This window comes from Streptomyces albus subsp. albus (assembly GCF_000719865.1).
In the GTDB taxonomy this organism is placed as follows: domain Bacteria; phylum Actinomycetota; class Actinomycetes; order Streptomycetales; family Streptomycetaceae; genus Streptomyces; species Streptomyces albus_E.
In genome coordinates, this window is the sequence record NZ_JOID01000003.1 from 195,768 (window position 1) to 215,438 (window position 19,671).

Genomic DNA, 19,671 nt, shown 5'->3' on the forward strand with positions numbered 1-19,671 from the left:
CCGGACCGCTCATGCGGCGCCCCTCCCCTCGAACACGTCCTCACGCCGGTCCGCGGTGGCGCGCACCACGTACCACAGATGGACGCGGACCACGTTCTCCTCGCTCTCCACGTCCACGTCCTCCACCTCGATCAGATCCCCCAGCCAGCGCTGCAGCGAGGCCTGCACGGACAGCTCCAGCGCGGACGCCAGTTCGGGGCTGTTGGGGGTGAACACCAGATCGAGCAGCCCGCAGCCGAAGTCCGGGCGCATCACGCGCTCGCCGGGGCTGGTGAACAGCAACTGCTCGATCAGATCGCGCACATGGTCGTCGTACGACGCGGCGCGAGCCGTGCGCCCCCGGCCGTCGATCCGGAACGGGAACGCGATGTCCTCCCGCGCGGTCCTTGCCGTCCTTGCCCTCATCGGCACACCACTCCCTGCTGTGCGGTTCCGGTTCCCGTGCCGGTCACGAGCGGCGCTCCCTGCGGCACCAGGGCGTCGCTGAGGCACTGCGCCCGCGTCGCCGCCGTGTCCAGCAGCACCGGCGTCCCGTCGACGGTCACGGCGTCCCGGCCGCCGCCGCCCGCGCTCCAGCGCACGCTGGTGCACGGCGAGGGCCGGCCGGCGACGGTGTGCCCGCAGCCGCTGACCGTGTGGACGTCCGCGGCGGTCATCAGCGGCTGCCCGTCCATCCGCACCGCGGACCGGCCGTGCGCGCCGGACCCGGCGGCGGAGGCGGCCGCGACCCGGCCGCCGTGCGGGCAGCGCAGCTCCGCCCCCGTGTGGACGGGGCTCCCGGGGTGCCCGTGGGTCCCGCTCCCGTAACTCCCGCTCCCGTGACTCCCGCTCCGGTAACTCCTGGACACGACGTCTCTCCCCGTTCCTCTGCTAGCTCTTCTTGGGCACGGTCAGCCGGCCCTCGTTGACGTCCACCTGATCGCCGTCGAGGACGATCGAGGTCCCCGCGCCGCTGTTGATCTGCACACCGGCGTTGTTGATCCGGATGAACGCGCCGCCCGGCGCCTGCAGGAGAATCCCGCCGTCCGGGGAGTCGTGGAGCACGATCCTGTGGTGGCTCCGGTTCTCGATGACGACGGGTTCGGCGCCCGTCCGGGCCGCCGCCCGCGCGTCCTGGGGCAGTTCGCTCTCGTCGCCGTACCAGCAGCCCGTCCAGACCGGGAAGCTGGCGTCCCCCTGCTCGAACTCGATCCACACGCCCGCCCCTTCGCCCGGGACCACGTACTGGCCGGCCTGCGGGCCGGTGAACGGGAAGCAGGGCATGGCCCAGGTGGACGGCTCGTCCCCGAGCACATCCGGCACGAGCGCCGTGATCCGGCCGATCCGCAACGGGTCGTCGTTGTCCACCACCCGGCCGCGGAACTTGCCGAGATAGCGGTTGTTGGGTCCTGGTCCTGCTGCTGGCGCCATCGTGTGCTTCTCCAGGTTCCTGTGGCTGCCCGGTCTCCGGTCACGGACGGACGGTGTCGCTCAGCGCGACGAGGCCCTCCCGCGAGAGGGTGAAGTTCTGCTGGTACGAGCCGGGGCGGAGGTTGTGGGTCACGCTGGTGACGTAGTAGTCGCCGTCGTACGTCACCCCGGCGCCGCGCACCCCGACCAGCTCGCGCGGCCGGAGGATGTAGCCGTGCCGGTTGACGTCCAGCTGCCCCGAACCGGACACCGCGTCGGCGGACATCGCGGCACGGGCCAGCGTCTCGGCGCGCGCCTGCTCGGGGCTGAACTTCGCGGTGCCGGTCAGCTTGCGGCGCTTCAGGGCAGGGCTGGCCCGCCGGCCCAGCGGCGGGCGGAGCGGGCTGATGTCGGGCTGGGGCAGCAACGGCGCCCGCCGGGTCACCGGGTCCAGCACCCGCGCCTGCGGCTCCTCGCGGGCGGTGCCGTCATAGGCGAAGGTGAGCTGGTCAACGGTGGAGTTGACGTCCATGTTGACGTTGAGCGCGTGCTGCCGCTGCCCGACCCGCTTCTGCGGGCCGAAGTAGGCGGTCGAATAGCCGGGCGTGGGACCGGGTTCGAGATAGAACACATAACCGTTCGCCTGCGCCAACTCGTTGAGGTAGGCCAGGTCGGTGCCGGTCTGGTACTCGACGCGGAGCTGGGCGCGCGGCGGCTGCTCGATCTGCTCCCGGACGACGTACGGCTGGATGCCGTAGTCCTCGTAGCCGCGCAGGATGCGGGCGGCACGGGCGGACGGCGCCAGGTTGGGGTAGCGCTCGGTGCGCTCCTCCAGATCCATGAGGAGGCTCAGGTCCTCCCCGGTGACGGTCAGCGTGGTCTGCCCCGGCTGGTTGCTCGCCCCGACCTCCTGCCGCACGATCAGCCCGTCCAGCAGCACCCGCGGGGTGCCGCGCACGGAGGCGGTGACGATGACCCGGGTGCGCGGGTCGAAGTAGCCGTCGGGGAGCAGCCGCTGGATGATCGCGCCGCGCTTGGTGAGGTCGAACGCGATCTGGAAACCGCTGCGTTCGCCCGCCGTGCTGGTGATCTGCACGGAGAGCAGGGCCTCGGACACCTCGTACGGCACCGGGCGGACCAGCTTCGGCCCCATGTGCAGGGTGAGGTGGACCGGGCCGCCGCCGACCGGCTCTTCGTCAGCCACGGCCGCCGCCTCCCGCCGCTCCCCGTCGCGGCGCGCCGCCGGGTGCGCCGCTGCCCGGGGTGGTGAAGGCGCCCGGAAGCGGGATCGCGATCTCCTGCCCCGGCTCGGCGGTCAGCTCGCGTGGATCGAGGACGGGATTGGCGTCCGCGATCCGCCACCACTGGCCCGGGTCGCCGAAGTAGCGCTGGGCGAGGTGGTCGGGGCGTTCGCCGGCGCCGACGGTGTGCGTGGCGGTGTCGCCGTCGTCCCCGGACCCGTCCTCGTCCGGCAGCGGAGGGAGCAACCGGCGCTTCGCGTACCGGACCTCGGTGCCGTCGGGGAAGCAGTACGCCCCGATCTCGGCGTCGTGGTACCGGCTGCCGCGCGGATACGGATGCGCTCCGGGGATCGCGTCCAGCGCGCTGTCGTACGGCTCGATCATGGTGTCACGCCCTCCCCGGGCCGCTGCCCGTGCGTGTACTGGCCGCCCGCGCGCCCATGCCGATGTCGGCCCCGGTGAGGCCGAGCGAGCCGAGGGAGCCGGACCTCGCGGTCCCGGCCAGCCGCTCCTTCTGCGCGAGATGCGCGAGATACAGCTCGGCCCCGCGGTGCCCGGCCGGCAGATCGCTGACTGTGAGCACCTTCATCCCGATGCTGAGCGCGGCCCGTATCGGATTGAGATTGATGTCGAACGCCGACTCGGTGATGGAGAGTTCCGTCAGCCGGACCGGCATGACGCGCTTGCTTCCCCAGGTGAAGAGGGTCAGCGGCATCTCGATCGGGCTGATCTCGATGGTGCCCTTCTTGGACAGGCGCGCGTTCTCCCGCAGTTGGGCGGTGGTCGGCTGCACCAGCATTTCCAGCGTGGCCAGTTGGGGGTGAATGCCGTCCGGCGCCGCGATCTCGAACTGGTCGGTCGCGTCGATCTCGGCGGTGAACTTCCACGTCTCCTCCGCCGGCCCCTTGAGGCGGAGGGCCTCGTTGCGATCCCCTCCACTGCCCCCGCCACCGGCATCACCGGTCCCCCCGGCGGCCTGCGGCGCGATGGAGCGCTCCAGGCTGTCGGGGTTGAACTGCAGCACGATGATGCGCTGCGGGGTGCCGCGCTCGGGGTCGACGATGACGATGCCGGACCGAATTGGCTTGGGGATGTCCGCGTAGCGGGTCACGTCACACTCCTGGGTATCAGTCCTGGTACTTCGTGCTCGATACGCGGCAGCGGTCACACCAGAATCCGTAAAGGACTCCCTCGTAACCGAATTCGCCGAAGCGCGTAGATCCTCCGGCGATGGCAGCCAAGAACGGCATGACGCTTCCGCATTCCGGGCACCGGGGGTGGCGATCCGTATCCACCCACTGAGGAAGGCCGCCGACTTGGTACCAGGAAGCCCCAGGCACAGCTTCCATGCTTACGCCGACCTGATTGCGGTGTTCTTCCAATAGCAGCGACCGTTCCCCGCCGGGCACCAGTGAGAGTTCCGGATCTGCCGGGCCGCTGGGACCGTAGTAGACGACTGTTTCGCCCGCCCCAACACGTACCGTGGTGGAATCCATCGCGCCGCACTCGCAGGAATACCAGAAGAATGATGCGTTGTGCTCCAGGGTAAACGGCAGAGATTTTGCTTCGAGAGTAAGAATCCGAACCGCGGGCGCTTCGCACTCGTGACAGAGCGGGACGTCTCCGGCAAACGCGCCGCCCAATGTGTGCGGGCTCTCGTTCTTCTCTCCCAGAAATCCCATATAGGCGGGGCGGTATCCAGCTCTCTCCTCGCTGTCGGGTAGTTTGCCGGCTAGTTCCAACAGCAGTTCCCAATCGGGGTGGTCCTCGATCTCATCACGCAGAGACTCAATCTGATCCGCCGCGTAATCCGTGCGGATCAGAGCCAGTGCTTCAAGGAGAGAGCTGTCCTGCTCCCGGCGCCACTTTTCCCGGAAAGCGTCGACTAGTTCGTCCGGCGCGCCTGAGAGCATGCCGCGGTGCATGTCCCTGTCGTCAATTTTGTCCGCTACGGGGCGTAGTCTGCCGGGGGCGTGGATTGCGATGGTGAAAAGCACATCGGCGAGCGGTGAGTTGGGGTCGGCTGCTGTCAGGTAGTCCGCGACAAAGCCGTCGAGAAGCTCATCCGGCAGCCAGGGGACCAGGCGTGCTGCGGAGCGTACTAGAGTTTCGTCACCCCGCAGTTTCTCCGCCGCACGTACCTTGTCCGACTGGGCGTCCGGGATCAGCTCAAGATATTGAGCCAGGTAGTCAGTAGTTGCCTCATCGTCCGTACGCATGATGAAGTCGGCGGCAAGGGAGGCGCCCTTGTCCTCCGCCCCGGAAAGGATCTCGAAGATCCGGTCCCGCTTTGGCAATCCGGAGAGTGTGTCGTTCAGGATTACCTCTTCCAGTGCTTGCGTGCGTTCCACGTTCACCTTTCTGCCTTGTGGTAGTAAGTGAGAAGCATGCGTTCGATGGCTCTTGAGTAATTGATCACTTTCTTGTCGGTGAGGTTTTTGTAGTGGCGTATGAAAGCTGTTATCTGAGTCCTGGTTAGCTGATTCACTGGCCCGTCAAGGTATTCGAGATAATACTTGAAGTCCTTTTCCACGGCCGTGGTCAGATCCTGTGCGTCCTCTTGGATCTGCCTCCGAGTGTTCTTCTTGAAGAAAGTGCGTCCCTCCTTGTGTAGTTCCTGGGTGACCAACAGCGTGAGAGCCTCGTCGTAGACTTCCTGAGCCTTGACGTCTCTCTTGTTCGCATTTTCGGGAGACTTGAGCAGTTTCTGCTCTTCGTGAATCGCCTTCTCCTTGTCCCGTAGAATTTTCCTCTGTCGACTGGACAGTCTTCCTTCTTCTTTCAGCTTCAGCAACTGCCGGAGTTCCGCGTCGTTCGCGGCCGCTTCCGCCGTGGCCTTGTTCTTGGCAGCCTGGATCAGGGCGGCACCGGACGGAATGTGGTCTGCCGTGAGCCGACTCTCGTCCTCCTTGGACTTCTTCACATCCTGCCAGGCCAGCGACTCCCCCTCCTGGGAATGGCTACTCGTCGGCAGTGGAGCCTTGCGGAGGATCTCTGCCAACTGGGGTGAGAGAGCGCCTGGACTGGCTGGCCGGTTCTCCTCATGCCCCTGCTGGCCGGCTTCTCCGCGTTGCGCTCCCTCGCTCTCGCGGCGGCGCTGCCGTTCCTCAGCCGCCCGCCCCAGCTCTTCGTCGGCCTGCTGTTCTCGACGCTGTTCCTCCGCGTTCCGCGGTCCATCCGGATCCTGCTCATCCTCCTCGTACCCGGTGACGCCGGTGGTCGGATTGAGCCGGGCGAGAATGGTGCCCCGCTCGAAGCCGCTCATGAACAGATCGGTGAGGCGGTACCAGAGCCGCATTCCGCTGAGAGTGGCCTGCATGACCGGGCGGAATACGCCTACCGCCAGCAGTCTCCTTAGAACCGGGCGTATGCGAGCCACGATTCTGCGTAGCCGTTCCTCTTTCGATTCCCTGCTGTTCTCCTTCTTCCTTCGGTCGTCGCGTTGCTTCTGACGTTCCTCCTGGCGCCGGTCGTGGTCGTCACGGTCACGGCGGTCCGGTGAGGGGCGGCGCGGGCGGTCGCGGTCGGGGGTGCGGTCCCTGTCGCGGTCCGGGCGGCGGGGGCCCTGGGTGCGGTCGTCCGGGCGGCGGGGTGTGTCGCGGCCCCTGTCGCGGTCCCGAGCCCCGTCCCTGTTCCGGTCGTCCGGGCGGCGTGAGTCCGGACGGGTGGTGTCCGGGCGGCGGTCGTCCGGGCGGGACGGGCGGCCGGGAGTGGCAGGGCGGTCTGCGGTCGGGCGTGCGGGGCGGTTTGGGGTAGTCGGGCGCTGCGGGGCGCGGGGTGGCCCGCCCGGGCGGGCCGGGCGGTCGGTCGTGGGGCGGGGCCTCGTCGGACGGCCGGGCGTAGTGCCCGTGCCGGGGCGGGAGGTGCCGCCCGGGCGGCCGGGGTCCGTACCGGTGGGGCGGTCTCGGCCCGGGCCCGGCGGGCGGTCCGCTCCGGTCGGGCGTGGCGCCGCCGTCGTCGTGGGGGCCTTCGGGCGGTCCTGGTCCTTCGGGCCCGTCTGGTCCTTGCCGCCCGGCTTCTCGCCCTTGGGGCCCTTCTTCATGTCGGCGGCCATGCCCTTGAACTTGTCGCCGACCTTGCTGACGTACTTGCCGATGCCGCTCAGCAGGAACTCGTAGGCGAGTTCGAGGAGGGCGACGACGCCGGACGCCACCGCCTTGGCGAAGAGGAGGCCCGCGCCGCCGCCCTTGACCGCCTTCAGGAAGTTCATGAAGGCGCCCAGCGCGTTGAGGATCTCGCTCAGCGCACCCCAGGCCGCCTTCAGCGCGTCGATGATGGCCAGCACCCACCCCGCGCCGGGGATCAGCTTGGCGATGACCTTCGTGACGACGATCTCGCCGATGATGATGGGGAGTTGCGGAAGCGCCTCCTCCCAGGCCTCCTTGACCATCTGCTGGACGGTGATGCCGCCGTTGATGAGGGCCTGGAAGATCTCCATCGGCAGACCCAGGATCTCCTGGATCTTCGCGTTGAACCATTCCTTGATCGCCGAAGTGACCTCGCGGAACAGGTGATTCTTCGCGCCGTCCTCCGCCGAGGCCTTGGCGTTGCTCAGCCAGCCGCCGGGGTCGGTGATGATGTCGGCCGCGATCATCGCCCACTCGCCCAGCGCGTTGAGCAGGCCCAGGGCGAAGTCCATGATGCCCTTGACCGCGGTCATGACGGCCTTGACCGCCATCTCCAGCCCCTTGCGCAGGGCCTCCAAGATGCCGTTCAGCAGGCGGCCGAGCATGTTCAGCAGGTCGGTGACCATCTGCCGCAGCTTGCGCGCCAGTTCGTTGACGAGGGCGATGGCCGCGTCGCGGATGCGGATGATGAGGTCGCGGATCCGGTTGGCGAGCTCGATCAGCGCGTTGAGCAGGGCCTTGCCGAGTTCGAGCAGCGCGTCGACGAACTCGCGGAACTTCTCGACGATCCACTTCCGGGCCTCCTCGATCCAGCGGAGGACCGTGCCCTTGAAGTCCTTGATCAGATTGCGGACGGCGTCGCGGGCCGCCCGGAAGAAGCCCACGATGGCGTCCCGGAGCTTGACGAACTGCTCCCGGATCCAGTCGAACGCCTTGGTGATCCAGTTGCCGGAGTCGTTCTTGGCGTCGTCGCGCTTCTTCTTGGCGTCGTCCTCCGCCTTCTCCTGCTTCTTGCCGATCTCCTTCTCGTCGTTCTCCTGACGGTCGCCGACGTCCTTGTCGGTCTTCTCCTCCTTGTCCTTGACGTCCTGGCGGATCTTCGTCAGCTTCGCGCTCTTCTTGGTGCCGAGACCCTCGAGCTCGCCGTCCTGCTCCTCGCGCCAGCGGGCGCGGGAGTCGGCCACCTCGGCCTTCGTCTTCCGTCGTTCGTCGGCCTGGGTACGGGAGTTGGTATCGATCTCGGTCCGGACCTTGCGCCGGTGGTCGTCCCGGGAGGAGCGGAAGTCCTCGTCCTTGGTGCGGCGCTTGGCGGAGATGTCCTGCCGGCCGTCCGCGAACGCGCTCTGCAGCTGCGGGCCGCGCTCGTGCTCCGCCACCGCCGAGACGGCCTCCGGCGGGATCGCGCCGGTGCTCGCCTTCGGGCCCGTGCCGCCGCCTCCGCCGCCCTTGCCGCCGGGCACCTTCGCGGTGAGCGTCTCCTGGGGCACGTCCGGGTAGATCTGGTCCTCGCCGAGCGGGCGTTCGGAGTCCTCCCGGCCGGAGGAGTGGAGCTGCCGGCCCTTGCTGTCGAGTTCGCCGTCCTGCTCGCCCGCCCGCCCGTCGGTCTCGCCTTGGAGGTCGACACCGTCCGGTGTGCCCACCGTGGCGTTCTTGAGCATTTCGTCTTCGGTGGGCATCCCCATGATCTTGCCGACGAGGGCATCGGTGTCGATGACGTCCTCGTCCGCGCCCAGCTGTTTGGCGCCCCAGTTCACGATCCCCGCACCGACCTTGGCGAGGCCGGCCAGCCCCAGGTCCACCGGGCTCGGCTCCGGGATGTCGGCGCCCGGGATCTCGCCCTCCGGGGTCTTGTCGCCCTCGACCTTCGCCTTCTTCTCCTCGGGGGCGTCCACCTTGGCGGCCGGGTCGCCGGAGTACTGCCCCGGGGCGGACGTCGCCGGCTTGCCCCGCAGGGTCTGGGGCGCGCCCGCGGGCCGTTCCATCGTGGGCGGCGCGGACTGCAGGGTCTTGTGCTCGTCGCCGACGGTCTTGTCGACGGCCTGGCCGACGCCGCCCAGCGCCTCAAGTGCCCGGTGCGGCTTGAGCTTCGCCGCCGTGGCCAGCCCTGCCTCCGGGCTCACCCCGGAGAGGTTCGGCGCGGCCGCCTCCCGCTGGGGGCCCGCGCCGCCGCCCGCGGGCCGTGCGCCACCGCCCCCGCCACCACCGCCGCCCCCGGCGCTGCGCGTACCGCCGCCACCGCCACGGGTACGGCCGGCCCTGCCGCCGGACGACGGCGCGGACCCGGACCGCGCGGGCGCCGCCGGGGTGCGGGCCGGGGACTCCTGCCGGACGGGTGCCGCGGAGGCGCCCCCGCCGTCCGTGCCTCCGCCGCCCGTGGCGTCCGTGCCGCCCGTTCCGCCGCTTCCGCCCGTGCCGGGCGCGTCCCGGTCCGGCGAGGCGCCGGGGGACGGTTCGGGCGTCCCGCCCGGGCGGGGGCCGGGGCTCCGGTCCGGGGTCGGGGCGCCGCCGTTCTGCCGTGACGCGTCCGAGGTGTCCACCGCCGGTGCGGGCGGCGGGGGCGTGGAGGCCGCGCCGGCCGCCGACTGCGGGCCCGTCTGCGCGCCGGCCGCGTTCGGCGAGCCCGCGGTCTCCGAATCCCCGGCGCTGTCGGCCGGCTCCTCCGCCGAGTCCCTTCCGGCACCGGCCGCGCCCGCTCCGGCGGCGTCCTTCTCCTGCTGCTCCCCGGCGGTCCGGGCGGCCTCGTCCTCCCCCTCCGTCTCCGCCGCGGTCCGCACGGCCAGGGGTTCGACCCCGCCGGAGCGCTCCGACTCCCGGTCCCGGGACGGCGCCGTGACGGCGGCCGAGAAACCGCCGGGGCCGCCGGGCAGGCCGGACCCGGCCCCGCGCCCCCGGCTGTCGGCGCCGTCGGCCGCGGCGTCCTCCGTGCCCTCGGTCACCGGGGTCGCGGCCCGCTCCTCGGCCTCCGCCTCGGCCGCGTCCTCCTCCTCGCGCCGCTTCTGGATCTCGTCGGCTCTGGTCGGCGGCGGCGCCGGGAAGGAGGGCACCGACGGGGTACCGGTCTGCCCCGGGACGATGTCCTCGGCCGTGGGCACACCGGAGACGTCGAGGTCGGTGGCGGGGAGGAAGTCCTCCGGCTTGAGCTCGGTGTTCCAGGCGCTGTCCGGGTCCTCCAGGGGCCCGGGGTCCGCCGTCTCCGCGGCGTCCGGGGCGCGGGCGGGCTCCTCCTCCGCACCGGGCTCTTGGCCGCCCGCGCGGTCCTGGAACCGCATGCCGTCCAGGCGGCTGAGGTTCTCCGGCTGCTGCTCGGCCTTCGCCGCCTCGGCGGACTCCGTGCCGCCGGGCTCCCGACTGTCCTGCTCCTTCTTGTCCCGCTGGGGTACCTGCTGCCCGGCGACGAGCGGTTCGACGGCTCCCGGCCTGTTCTTCGCGGCGGACTCCTCCTCGGAGGCCGCACGGGCGCCGCTGAGACCGGGCTGCCCGCCGTCGCCCTCCGCGGTGGTGCTGCTCCCGGCACCGCTGGACGGGCGGGCCTGCGCGGACGAGCTCGCGGCGGCGGACGGGGCACGGCTGCCGCCCCCGGACGTGCCGCCCCCGGCGGACGGGCCCGCCGTGCCGCCGCCGGAGCGGGCGCCGCCGCCTCCGGCCGGGGCCGGCCGCGGGTTCCAGGGCTCCGGGCGCGGCTGCTCCGGCTGGTCGGGCCGCTGTTCCTCCCGCGGCTCCTCCGGCTCCCGTCCCGTGCCCTCGCGCGGATCGGTCTCCGGCCGCGGTGTCCCGCTCCCGTCCTCGGGCCCGGCGGTCTCCCCGTCGCGGCCGACGGGCGTCCCGTCCGCGGTTTCGCGCTCCTCCCCGGGCGGCTCCGTGCGCCGGTCGTTCTCCCGCTCGGACTCCGCCCGTTCCCGTTCGCGCTCCCGCTCGTCCGCGAGCTCCTCGGCGGCATCGGGGACGGCCTCGGGCGCGTCCAGCGAGCCGCGCTCGGGCAGGCCGCTCTCGGCCGTCTCCTCGGTCAGCTCGATGATCCGGTCGAACTCCGGGCTGAGCAGGCGACGTTCGAGCCGGTCCAGCACGGCGTCCCGCAGATTCTCGGACATCTGCGCCAGTTGCAGCCGTACACGCTTGGAGCGGTCGGCCGGGTCGCCGCGCAGCGAGCGGAGGAGGCCGTTCGCCACGCGGTCCGTCAGCGTCGCCGGGTCGATCAGCTCCATGCGCTTCTGGTCGGCGTCGACGGTGGCGTAGCGAAGCCAGCCGGGGGTGGCCTGTCCCGGCTCCACCCCGGCCGCCGTCCTGGTGCCGGTATCGGTGCCCGCGTCGGCCGCGGCCCGCGCGGCAGCGCCCATGGCCGCCTGCGCCGCCGACTCCGCCTCGCGTTCGACCGCCTGCTCCGGCAGGCTCACCGCGCCCAGGTCGCGGCCGGCGCGCAGCGCGCCGAGGCCGTCCGGGTTCTGCACGGTGTGCAGCAGCTCGTGGGCGAGGAGGCGCTGCCCCTCCGCCGTGCCCGGCCGGTAGGTGCCCTCGCGGAAGAAGATGTCCTGGCCGACCGCGACGGCGTCCGCGCCCAGCATGTCGGTGAGCGCGCCCGCGTCCCGGTCGGTGTGCAGGCGTACGCGGCTGAAGTCGTGGCCGAGCTGCTCCTCCAGCTCCCGGCGCACACTCAGGTCGAGCGGCTGGCCGGCGCCGCTGACGATGTCCTTGGGCTCCGGCGCGGTGTTCTTCGCCGAGCGCTCCTTGCGCTTGCGGCGCTTGGCGTTCCGCGCCGCGTCCGAGCGGGAGTCCTGTGACGCGTGTGAACTCATGCGCGCCCCCGTCCCGTTGAACCGGGCCGCCGTTCCGGGCCGCCGGAGGCGTCCGGCGCGCCGTCCCCCGAGAGCCCCGCGTGCACCGCGCGCGCCAGGGCCTCGCCCAGCCGGGCGGGCGAGGCCGTGCGCGGCAGCGGCGGCAGCCCGGAGAGGGCCTCCACCGTCAGGTCCCGGCCGCCGGTCGCCAGCGGCACGCCCCGCTCCCGTACGAGCCGGGTGAGTTCGGCGCGGAAGGCGGCCGTCACCCGGTCGGTGTCCACGCGGGCGTCGAAGCCGTCGAGCACCAGTTCGCCGATCTCGACGCGGACCTCACGGGGCGGCCGGGCCCGCTCCGGCCCGTCGGACCGCGGCGTCCCGTCGGGCAGAGCTCCCGTTGTCGGCCCCGCCGCGTTCCGTCCCGTCTCGTTCCGACGTGTCCCGTTCAGATCCATCCGCGGACCTCCGAGGGCGTCAGGGAACGCTCCAGCTTCAGGTATTCGGTGCGGGCGGCGGCCAGCATGTGCCGCATCCCGAGGGCGTCGCCCTCCTCCGCCGCGAGGAAGGCGCCCGCCAGCGCGATGTTGCGGATGGAGCCGCCCGCCACGGTGAGCTGCGCCAGCCGCTCCGGCTCGATGTCCTTGACCGGCGCCTGCGGGGGCAGCACCCGGCGCCAGATCTCGGCCCGCTCGGCCTCCCCGGGGAACGGGAAGTCGACGACGAAGCGGATGCGCCGCATGAAGGCGGTGTCCAGGGCCTTCTTCATGTTCGTGGTGAGGATCGCCAGGCCCCGGTAGGCCTCCATCCGCATCAGCAGATAGCTGACCTCCAGATTCGCGTACCGGTCGTGGCTGTCCTTGACCTCGCTGCGCTTGCCGAACAGGGCGTCGGCCTCGTCGAACAGCAGCAGGGCCCCGCCGCGCTCCGCCGCGTCGAACACCTTGCGCAGGTTCTTCTCGGTCTCGCCGATGTACTTCGACACCACCTGCGAGAGGTCGATGACGAAGAGGTCCAGCCCCAGCTCCTTGGCCATCACCTCGGCCGCCAGGGTCTTGCCGGTGCCCGAGCCACCCGCGAAGAGCGCGGTGACGCCGAGTCCGCGGCGCAGTGTCCGCGCGAAGCCCCACTCCTGGTGGACGGTGCCGCGCTGCCGTACGTGCGCCACGATCTCGCGCAGGATGCGCAACTGGCGGTCGTTGAGCACCAGATCGTCCCAGCCCGCCTCCGGTTCGATCCGGCGGCCCAGCTCGTCCAGGCCCATCCGGGCCTCCGTGAGCCCGGCCCGCCAGGCGAGCTCCTGTGCGTCCAGACCGGAGGCCTCGGCCTCCCCGCCGGCGAGGCCGCGGCGCACGGTCGCGGCGGCGGACCGTACGACGTGCGGCGGCAGCGAGAACTGTGCGACGAGCTCCCGCAGGTGCCCTTCGCCGACCCCCGGCACACCGCTGAACGCCTCGGTCCACAGCCGCAGTTGCTCCTCGTCGCCGAGGTCCGGGACGGTGATCCGCTCGCCCCGGACGGCGTGCGCGGCGGGCCGTGCGTCCGTACTGGCGACGACCAGCGGCACGGCGGCGCCCGCGATGAACGCGTCGGCCGCCGCGGCCTGTTCGCGGTCCAGCTCGCCGCTCTCCAGCAGCAGCGCGGCGGGCAGCAGGATCGCCTCGCGCTGCCAGAGCCGGGAGAGACGGTCGCGCTCGGCGGGCCCGGACGGCACGTCCTCGGCGGCCATCGTGTAGAGCCCGAGTCCGCTGCGGCGGGCGGCGGACGCGGCGATCTCCTCCCGGGTGTGCCGGTCGCCGCCGACCAGCTCCACGCGCGGCGGCGCGCCCGGTCCGGACTCCGCCCAGCCGGCGGCGATCCGCTGCGCGGCGGCGTCGTACGAGGGTGGGAGGCCGGCGGGGAGCGGCACGCGCCGCAGCAGCCCGTGCAGCCGGGCGTCGAGATACGGCGAGCCGAGGAGGAAGTGCAGGATGCGCTCGTCCAGGCGCAGGCGGGAGCCGGTCAGCCGGGTCTCGTCGGCCGGCTCGACCAGCCGCCAGCGGCGCAGCGGGGCCACGGGAGTGAGCGCGCTCCAGTGCGGCTCGGGCAGAGCGGCCAGGGCGAGGGAGAAGGTCGGGTACGGGCGCTCCGGGTCACCGCTCGCGGCGGCGCAGCGGGAGGAGGTGGTGGGCTCCAGCTCGGCGGCCGCGGCGAGCAGCAGGACGTCCCGTTCGAAGGAGCTGAGGCCGAAGCAGGCCACGAGGGCGTCGAGGGAGACGGGGCCCGAGACGGGGTCCGGCGCCGGCACGGGCCCGGACGCGGACTCGTCCGGTACTCCGGGCCCGGTGCCGCCGGTGCTGTCCGTGCCGCCGGTCTCCGGGCCGGCGGACGTCCGGGCGCGGGCGGCGTGGGCGTCGAGGCGTGCCAGGACCGACCGCACGGCAGCGGCCAGCGCCGGACCGTCCCCGGACCCGGATGCGGCTCCGGGTGCGGACGCGCCGGCCGGCCCGGTCCCGCCGGGCGTCTTCCTGTTCCCGCCTGTCCCCGCCACCGCGCCTCAGCCCTCCCGCTGTTCGCCGGCCGGGCCGGAGGCGCCGTCGGTGCCTCCGGCTGCGGTGCCCGGGCCCGTGGTGCTGTCCCGCCCGGCCGCGCTCGCCGGCCCCGCCGTGCCCGCCGTGCCGATGGGGAAGGCAGTGGTGCCCCGGCCGGTGCCGGCGGCCGAAGGGGCGCCCACGGTGCGGGACTTGCGCGCCGCCGCCGTGGGGGCCGCGGGCTCCTCGGCCCGGGTCCGGGCCGCGGGGGACACGGCGCTGGTGCGGCCCGCCCGGGCCGTGGTCCGCCGGGCGGCCGCGCCAGCTGCCGCCGCCGGCGCTGAGACCGTGGCGGCGGACGGAGCGGAGGAAGCCGCGGAAGTGGCGGGGGCGGTCGCGGTGGCCGCCGCCGCCCCGGGCCCGGCGGCGGAAGACCCGGGGGCGGCCGGGGAGTTCCGACCGGCCCGCACCCCGCCGCCGCCCACTGGGGCCGCACCACCCCGCGCCGCGCCACCGGCTCCCGCGCCACCGGCTCCCGCGCCGTCGGCCCGCCCCGCGCCGTCCGCCGCCTCCGTACCGCCGCCCGGGGGCACCGGAGCACCCGGGGCGCCGAAGGGCAGGGCCCGTACCGTGTGCCGTTCCACCGGCGGTGCCTGCTCGGGGCGTTCATGGCCCTCGATCAGCACCAGCGACGCCTGGTAGGCCACCGACAGCGAGTACGGCGTCTGGTGGAGCATCCCCCAGAGCTTCGAGGTCTCGTCGATGTCCATCTGGGTCGGGGTGAAGCGGACCTTCTGCACGGCGTCGGCCAGGTCGCTGCCCGTCAGATGGGGGCGTTCGGCGGCCTGCGCGATCACGTCGCGCGGCAGCACCGGGATCTCGTGCAGCGTGCGCACCACGCAGCCGATGAGCCGCTGCCCGACGAGCTCGGCCTCCTCCCCGTACGCGCTGATCAGATAGTGCAGATCGAGCGCGGCGGCGGCCCGCTTGACCAGGGTGCCGTCGGCGGCCCGGGTCGGCAGGTCGTTGCCCCGCATCGAGGCGTTGGGCGTCACCTGGTAGCAGAACACCGTGATGAGCGGGTCGGGCGGCGGGTCGGCCGGGGGCTTGCGGGTCTCGACGCGGACCGCCTCGTTGAACTCCGGCGCCAGATTGTTCGCGATCAGATGGGCCAGCGCCTGGGTGACCGTCGCGATGGCGAGTGCGTTGCTCATGCCTCAGCTCCTCCGTCCGCCGCGCGTCAGGTAGTCCTCCAGGCTCAGCGCCGGCGCGGGCCGGCCCGTACGGCCGGAGCCGTTGCCCGCCCGCTCGCCGGGACGGGCCGTGCCCGCGGCGCTGACCTCCAGCCGGCCGATCTCCACGTGCACCACCTGATCGGCGCCCCGCCCCCGGCGCCGTCCGGCACCGGAGCGGGCGGCTTCCCGGGCCGCGGCCGTGTCCGCCTCGCGCGGGCGCGGCGGTACGGCGGCCGGGGGAGCGGCGGCCACGCCCGGGGGGTGGGGCGCGGCCGCCGCGACCATGGGTCCCGGCCCGCCGGCGGCGGGCGCGGGGGCCGCGCCCCGCCGTTCCCGCCGCGGGGTCTCCCGCCCCGCCGGGCGCGGGCCGGGCGCGACCGGCGCGGCGGGCCGCAGCAGCGGTGTCGCCGGCCGTGCGGTGACCGGCGGCCCGGGCTCGTCGCGGGGCGCCTCGGAGCGGACGACGGTGTGCCGGTCGGTCCGGACCTCGCGCTCGTGCCGGACGGTCTCGATCACCCCGGGGGCGGCCGGGGCCGCGGGCGCGGAGAGGAATCCGTCCTCCTCCGGCCCGGGGGCCGCCGCCCGCAGCGACTCGACCCGCTCGAACGGGCCGGGCAGCCGCGGCCGCACCCGCGCCGGGGCGGCGGCGCCGGCCACCGCCCGTACGGGGGTGTGCCGGGCCAGCAGCCGGTCGAAGTAGTCGGGGTCAGGCATCTGCGCACAGCTCCAGGTAGTAGCGGCGCCGCAGCGGACTCAGCGCCAGGATCTCCGGCTCGCTCCAGCCGTAGGCGGTGGCGAGCAGGTGGACGTCGAGCAGCAGGTCCCGCGCCCAGGAGTCGAGTTCGGTCCAGAGGTAGGAGGCGATGTCCAGCTCGGCCGGGGTGGCCTCGCCGCACTCGGGGCAGGCGACGCGGAGCGTCACCTCGGCGGCCGGGTCGGCGCGCTCGGCGGCCTCGGCGATCCGCCGCCGCACCCGCTCCGGCAGGACGTCGGGCAGCCGGTCGGCGGCGACCGGTTCGCCGTTCCGCGCGGCGGAGACGGTGCAGCGGGCCAGCAGCACCCGCCGGGCGGCCGCGGCCGCGCCGGAGGGGCCGGCGGGAGCCCCGCCCGCACCGCCGCCCTCGCCGGAATCCGCGCCCGCCGGGCCGGAGCCCGTACGGGAGGAGTCCCGGCCGGAGCCGGCACGGGACGCGGCGCCGCTCCCGGCACCGCCGCCGTCCGCCGTACCGCCGCCGGCCGCCGCCCGGGACGCCGCCGCGAGGTCGGCGACGGTGGGCAGCCGGAACTCGACCACCCAGCCGTCCTCCGCCACCCGCAACGGCCCCCCGGGCCGCGGCCGCTCACCGAGCAGCCGGCCCGCGTCGAGGTCGAACTCCATCGACGTCCCGCACGCACGGCACTCGATCCGCACCTGCATCCGCTCGCCGAAGAGCGCGCTCCGCAGCGCGAACAGGTCCGTCTCCCGCTCGCCGACCGGCATCGCCAGCAGTTCGCCGGTGCCGGCCCCCGGGCGGGCCGTGCGGTGCAGCAGCAGAGCCCGCCCGGGACCGGGCTGGGCAAGGCCCGCCTCCCACACGGCCAGCAGCTCCGCGGCCCCGGGCACGGTGCCCGCCCCGGGCCACGGGGCTCCCGCCGCCGGCTCCGTCGTCTCCATCACGCGGCCCGCCCGGCGCTCAGACCGGGTTGGTGAAGGACGGCTCCGTCGGCTCCGGCACCTCGTAGTCCCGCTCCCAGCCCTCGCACTCCAGCTTGAGGCTCTGGATCGCGACGGCGTTGGCGTTGGCGTCCAGCTCGCCCAGTACCTGGTACTCGCTGGGCCAGGCCCGGTAGAGCTTGTGCGAGACGGCCACCTGCCCGGCCTCGTTGAGGACCTGGATCACGATGTCCCGGCGGAAGTCGGCGAGCGACACCTCGGCGCCCAGCCCGGCCCCGACCTGCCAGACCTTGTTGGCCCAGCGGTCGAATTCCGGATCGTGGGTGACCCCGCGTTCGAGCGTCACGCCCTCGAATTCGGAACGCCCGGGCGATTTGCGCGGAGTGCTGGGGTCGCCGCCATTGCGGTGCTTGACCACTTCGGTGGTGCGCTTCAGCGGGCTGATTTTGCTGATGCCCGCGACCGTACGCCCGCCCCAGAGAACGAGGAACTTGAAATTCTTGTACGGGTCGAAGCGATGGGCGTTGATCTGAAACTCGGCCATCGGATTCCTAAATCTCGAACTGTCCGGCGATCTGCTGGATCTTGACGACCACGAACTCCGCGGGCCTGACCGGCGCGAATCCCACGACGACGTTCACCACGCCCTGCGCGATGTCCTGCTCGGTGGTGGTGTCCGCGTCGCATTTCACGTAGTACGCCTCGCGCGGCGTGCGGCCCTTGAACGCGCCCTGACGGAACAGGGTGTGCAGGAACGACGAGGCGTCGAGCCGGATCTGCTGCCAGAGCTGTTCGCTGTTCGGCTCGAAGACCACCCACTGCAGCCCGCGGTAGAGGCTCTCCTCGACGTGCAGGGCGAGCCGCCGCACCGGCACGTACTTCCAGTCGCTGTCCAGGCCGTCCGCGCCCTCCAGGGTGCGGGCCCCCCAGACCAGCGGGCCGAGCACCGGGAAGGTGCGCAGGCAGTTGACGCCCAGCGGGTTGAGGAGGCCGCTCTCCCGGTCGGTGATCCGCACGGTCAGCGACCGCACGCCGGCCAGCCGGGCCTCCGTGCCCGCCGCGGCCTTCCACACCCCGCGCTCACCGTCCGTACGGGCGGTGACGCCGGCGACGGCGCCGGACGGCGGGAAGGCGCGCAGCCGCCCGGTGAGCGGGTCGGTCAGCCGCACCTGCGGGAAGTACAGCGCCGCGTAGTCGCTGCGGACCGGGTCGAACGCGGCCAGCCCGGCCCGCGCCCGGTCCACACTGGTCCAGGACGCCGGGGCGTCGACGAGCAGGAAGATCCGCCGCTCCTCGCAGAGCGCCACCGCCGCCGAGATCACCGTGACCATGTCCTCGGTGGACTCGTACGCCGCCAGCTCGGGCAGCGCCAGCAGGTTGACGTCGTCGGCGTCGCGCAGCGCGTGCAGCCCCGTCTTGAGGTCCTCGCTGCCGATGAGGTCCTGGGGTCCGGGCGGATCGCCGTCCGCGCCGCCGGTGAGCGGGAAGACGGGCGGATTGACCGAGCCCTCCAGCCCCAGGTCGTTGGCGCACTCGCCGAGGAACCGGACGGTGTCGCGGGGGTCCGCGGACCCGGCGACCACCTGGATCCGGTTGCCGAAGGCGGTGGCCTCGGCCCGGGCGAAGGCCCGCTTGCCGGGCGCGTCGGGCAGTGCCCGCAGCTTCCGCTCCAGCAGCAGGGCGAGTTCGGTGACGGTCACCGGGGCCGGGCCGTCCACCGCGGGGTCGTGCAGGGTGAAGCTGCGCTCCGCCTTGCCGATCTTGACGGTCAGCTCGACGGCCAGGTCGGGCAGTTCGGCCCCGAACGGCTTCGACACGGTGCCGGACGGATCGGGCCGGCCCTCGCCGGTCACCCGCACCCGCACCAGGTCGGAGCCCTCGTTCACCACGGTCTCCACGAAGCGCCCGTGACCGGGGTCCATGGACAGACCGGTGTAGCTCTCCCGTGCCTCGCCGTCCGCGTCGGTGATCCGGAGATTGAAGGTCTCGTCCGGGCGCCGGGTGTCGTGGTCGACGGACACCCGCAGGCCGGAGCCCCAGACACCCGCCTCCCGGGCGGTGACCCGCAGCACCGGGCGGGCGCTGCCGTCCTCGGTGGACTCGAGCGTGACCTCGGCCTCCTCGCCGGTGCCGGACGCGGCCACGCGCACGATCACCGCGGCGGAGCCGCCGTTGCCGAAGAACTGGTGGACGGCGTGGCCGACCGCGCTGCGGGCGGTGAGTCCCCCGAAGCGGCGTTCGAAGTCCGCGAAACTAGTGATCCGCACCGGCTGGTTGAGCGGCCCTCGGCGGGTGTGCCCGACGAAGGCGGTCACCGAGGTGGTGACCGCGCCGATGGTGCGGACGCTACTGGGAAGTTCCTCGATGTATACGCCGGGATGGGCCGTTCGCACCGGCATTCCCTCCATTCCCTTCGCGCACCAAGAGATGAGAAGAAGGGATGAAGGAGTTGTGTACGGCCCATGAACGCGCGCGCACGTTCTCCGTCCCCCCGACGCACACCCCGCGCGATTTTCTGTACCGCGCGCCCAGGCGTTCATTGCCTGTGGCTCTTGGTGCATGAGTGCCACTTGGAGTCTGGGTGCCCCGTCAAGCGGGGGTCAAGGACGGTTTCCAGCCTTTCGGTGAAGCGGAAGATTGTATTCCGGAGGCCGTGCTCCGGGTGTGGACGACGGGATTTTTCAGGGCCGGGATGGATGTGTGCGATCAGGTGAGTGGCGGAATTCAATATTCCGGGGATCGGATTAAG

The 19,671-nt window shown here is 72.8% G+C and carries 15 protein-coding genes; all 15 read right to left on the reverse strand.

From position 1 onward, the window contains the following. Window positions 1–9: 9 nt before the first annotated feature. The 15 genes from IF83_RS0104395 to IF83_RS0104465 all read right to left on the reverse strand — a co-directional run bounded on the left by IF83_RS0104395 (window position 10) and on the right by IF83_RS0104465 (window position 19,321). Window positions 10–405 carry a GPW/gp25 family protein gene (locus tag IF83_RS0104395; RefSeq protein ID WP_030542671.1) on the reverse strand — a complete coding sequence of 132 codons (396 nt, stop codon included), beginning with the start codon at window positions 403–405 and terminating at the stop codon, window positions 10–12. After that, window positions 402–848 (reverse strand): hypothetical protein, encoded by a 447-nt coding sequence (locus IF83_RS0104400; RefSeq protein ID WP_244176828.1) that lies wholly within the window; start codon window positions 846–848, stop codon window positions 402–404. The genes IF83_RS0104395 and IF83_RS0104400 overlap by 4 nt, the downstream gene beginning before the upstream one ends. Before the next feature lie 22 nt (window positions 849–870). Next, the gene (locus IF83_RS0104405) at window positions 871–1,410 is read right to left on the reverse strand and encodes a phage baseplate assembly protein V (RefSeq protein WP_030542673.1); all 540 of its coding nucleotides are present in this window, start codon (window positions 1,408–1,410) and stop codon (window positions 871–873) included. A gap of 40 nt (window positions 1,411–1,450) precedes the next feature. Continuing rightward, the gene (locus IF83_RS0104410) at window positions 1,451–2,542 is read right to left on the reverse strand and encodes a hypothetical protein (RefSeq protein WP_051722466.1); all 1,092 of its coding nucleotides are present in this window, start codon (window positions 2,540–2,542) and stop codon (window positions 1,451–1,453) included. A gap of 43 nt (window positions 2,543–2,585) precedes the next feature. Beyond that, the gene (locus IF83_RS0104415; RefSeq protein ID WP_030542675.1) at window positions 2,586–3,014 is read right to left on the reverse strand and encodes a LysM peptidoglycan-binding domain-containing protein; all 429 of its coding nucleotides are present in this window, start codon (window positions 3,012–3,014) and stop codon (window positions 2,586–2,588) included. 4 nt (window positions 3,015–3,018) lie between these two features. Next, a complete protein-coding gene (locus tag IF83_RS0104420; protein ID WP_051722442.1) occupies window positions 3,019–3,741 on the reverse strand; it encodes a hypothetical protein in 723 nt (240 codons plus the stop codon). Between the two features lie 16 nt (window positions 3,742–3,757). Then, the gene (locus IF83_RS0104425) at window positions 3,758–4,981 is read right to left on the reverse strand and encodes a hypothetical protein (RefSeq protein ID WP_030542677.1); all 1,224 of its coding nucleotides are present in this window, start codon (window positions 4,979–4,981) and stop codon (window positions 3,758–3,760) included. A gap of 2 nt (window positions 4,982–4,983) precedes the next feature. Continuing rightward, on the reverse strand, window positions 4,984–11,547 hold the full coding sequence (locus tag IF83_RS0104430; RefSeq protein ID WP_051722443.1) for an eCIS core domain-containing protein: 6,564 nt from the start codon (window positions 11,545–11,547) through the stop codon (window positions 4,984–4,986). Further along, on the reverse strand, window positions 11,544–11,981 hold the full coding sequence (locus tag IF83_RS34540) for a hypothetical protein (RefSeq protein ID WP_244176830.1): 438 nt from the start codon (window positions 11,979–11,981) through the stop codon (window positions 11,544–11,546). Before IF83_RS34540 ends, IF83_RS0104430 begins: the two co-directional genes overlap by 4 nt. Next, window positions 11,972–13,942 (reverse strand): ATP-binding protein, encoded by a 1,971-nt coding sequence (locus IF83_RS0104440; protein ID WP_244176832.1) that lies wholly within the window; start codon window positions 13,940–13,942, stop codon window positions 11,972–11,974. Before IF83_RS0104440 ends, IF83_RS34540 begins: the two co-directional genes overlap by 10 nt. 117 nt (window positions 13,943–14,059) lie before the next feature. After that, on the reverse strand, window positions 14,060–15,247 hold the full coding sequence (locus IF83_RS31660) for a Pvc16 family protein (RefSeq protein ID WP_078843155.1): 1,188 nt from the start codon (window positions 15,245–15,247) through the stop codon (window positions 14,060–14,062). A 3-nt stretch (window positions 15,248–15,250) separates the two neighbouring features. Continuing rightward, window positions 15,251–15,982 (reverse strand): hypothetical protein, encoded by a 732-nt coding sequence (locus IF83_RS0104450; RefSeq protein WP_030542682.1) that lies wholly within the window; start codon window positions 15,980–15,982, stop codon window positions 15,251–15,253. After that, a complete protein-coding gene (locus IF83_RS0104455) occupies window positions 15,975–16,922 on the reverse strand; it encodes a hypothetical protein (protein ID WP_051722444.1) in 948 nt (315 codons plus the stop codon). Before IF83_RS0104455 ends, IF83_RS0104450 begins: the two co-directional genes overlap by 8 nt. Window positions 16,923–16,941: 19 nt before the next feature. Then, window positions 16,942–17,466 carry a phage tail protein gene (locus IF83_RS0104460; protein ID WP_019710451.1) on the reverse strand — a complete coding sequence of 175 codons (525 nt, stop codon included), beginning with the start codon at window positions 17,464–17,466 and terminating at the stop codon, window positions 16,942–16,944. Between the two features lie 7 nt (window positions 17,467–17,473). Beyond that, window positions 17,474–19,321 (reverse strand): phage tail sheath C-terminal domain-containing protein, encoded by a 1,848-nt coding sequence (locus IF83_RS0104465; protein ID WP_030542684.1) that lies wholly within the window; start codon window positions 19,319–19,321, stop codon window positions 17,474–17,476. Window positions 19,322–19,671 lie beyond the last annotated feature (350 nt).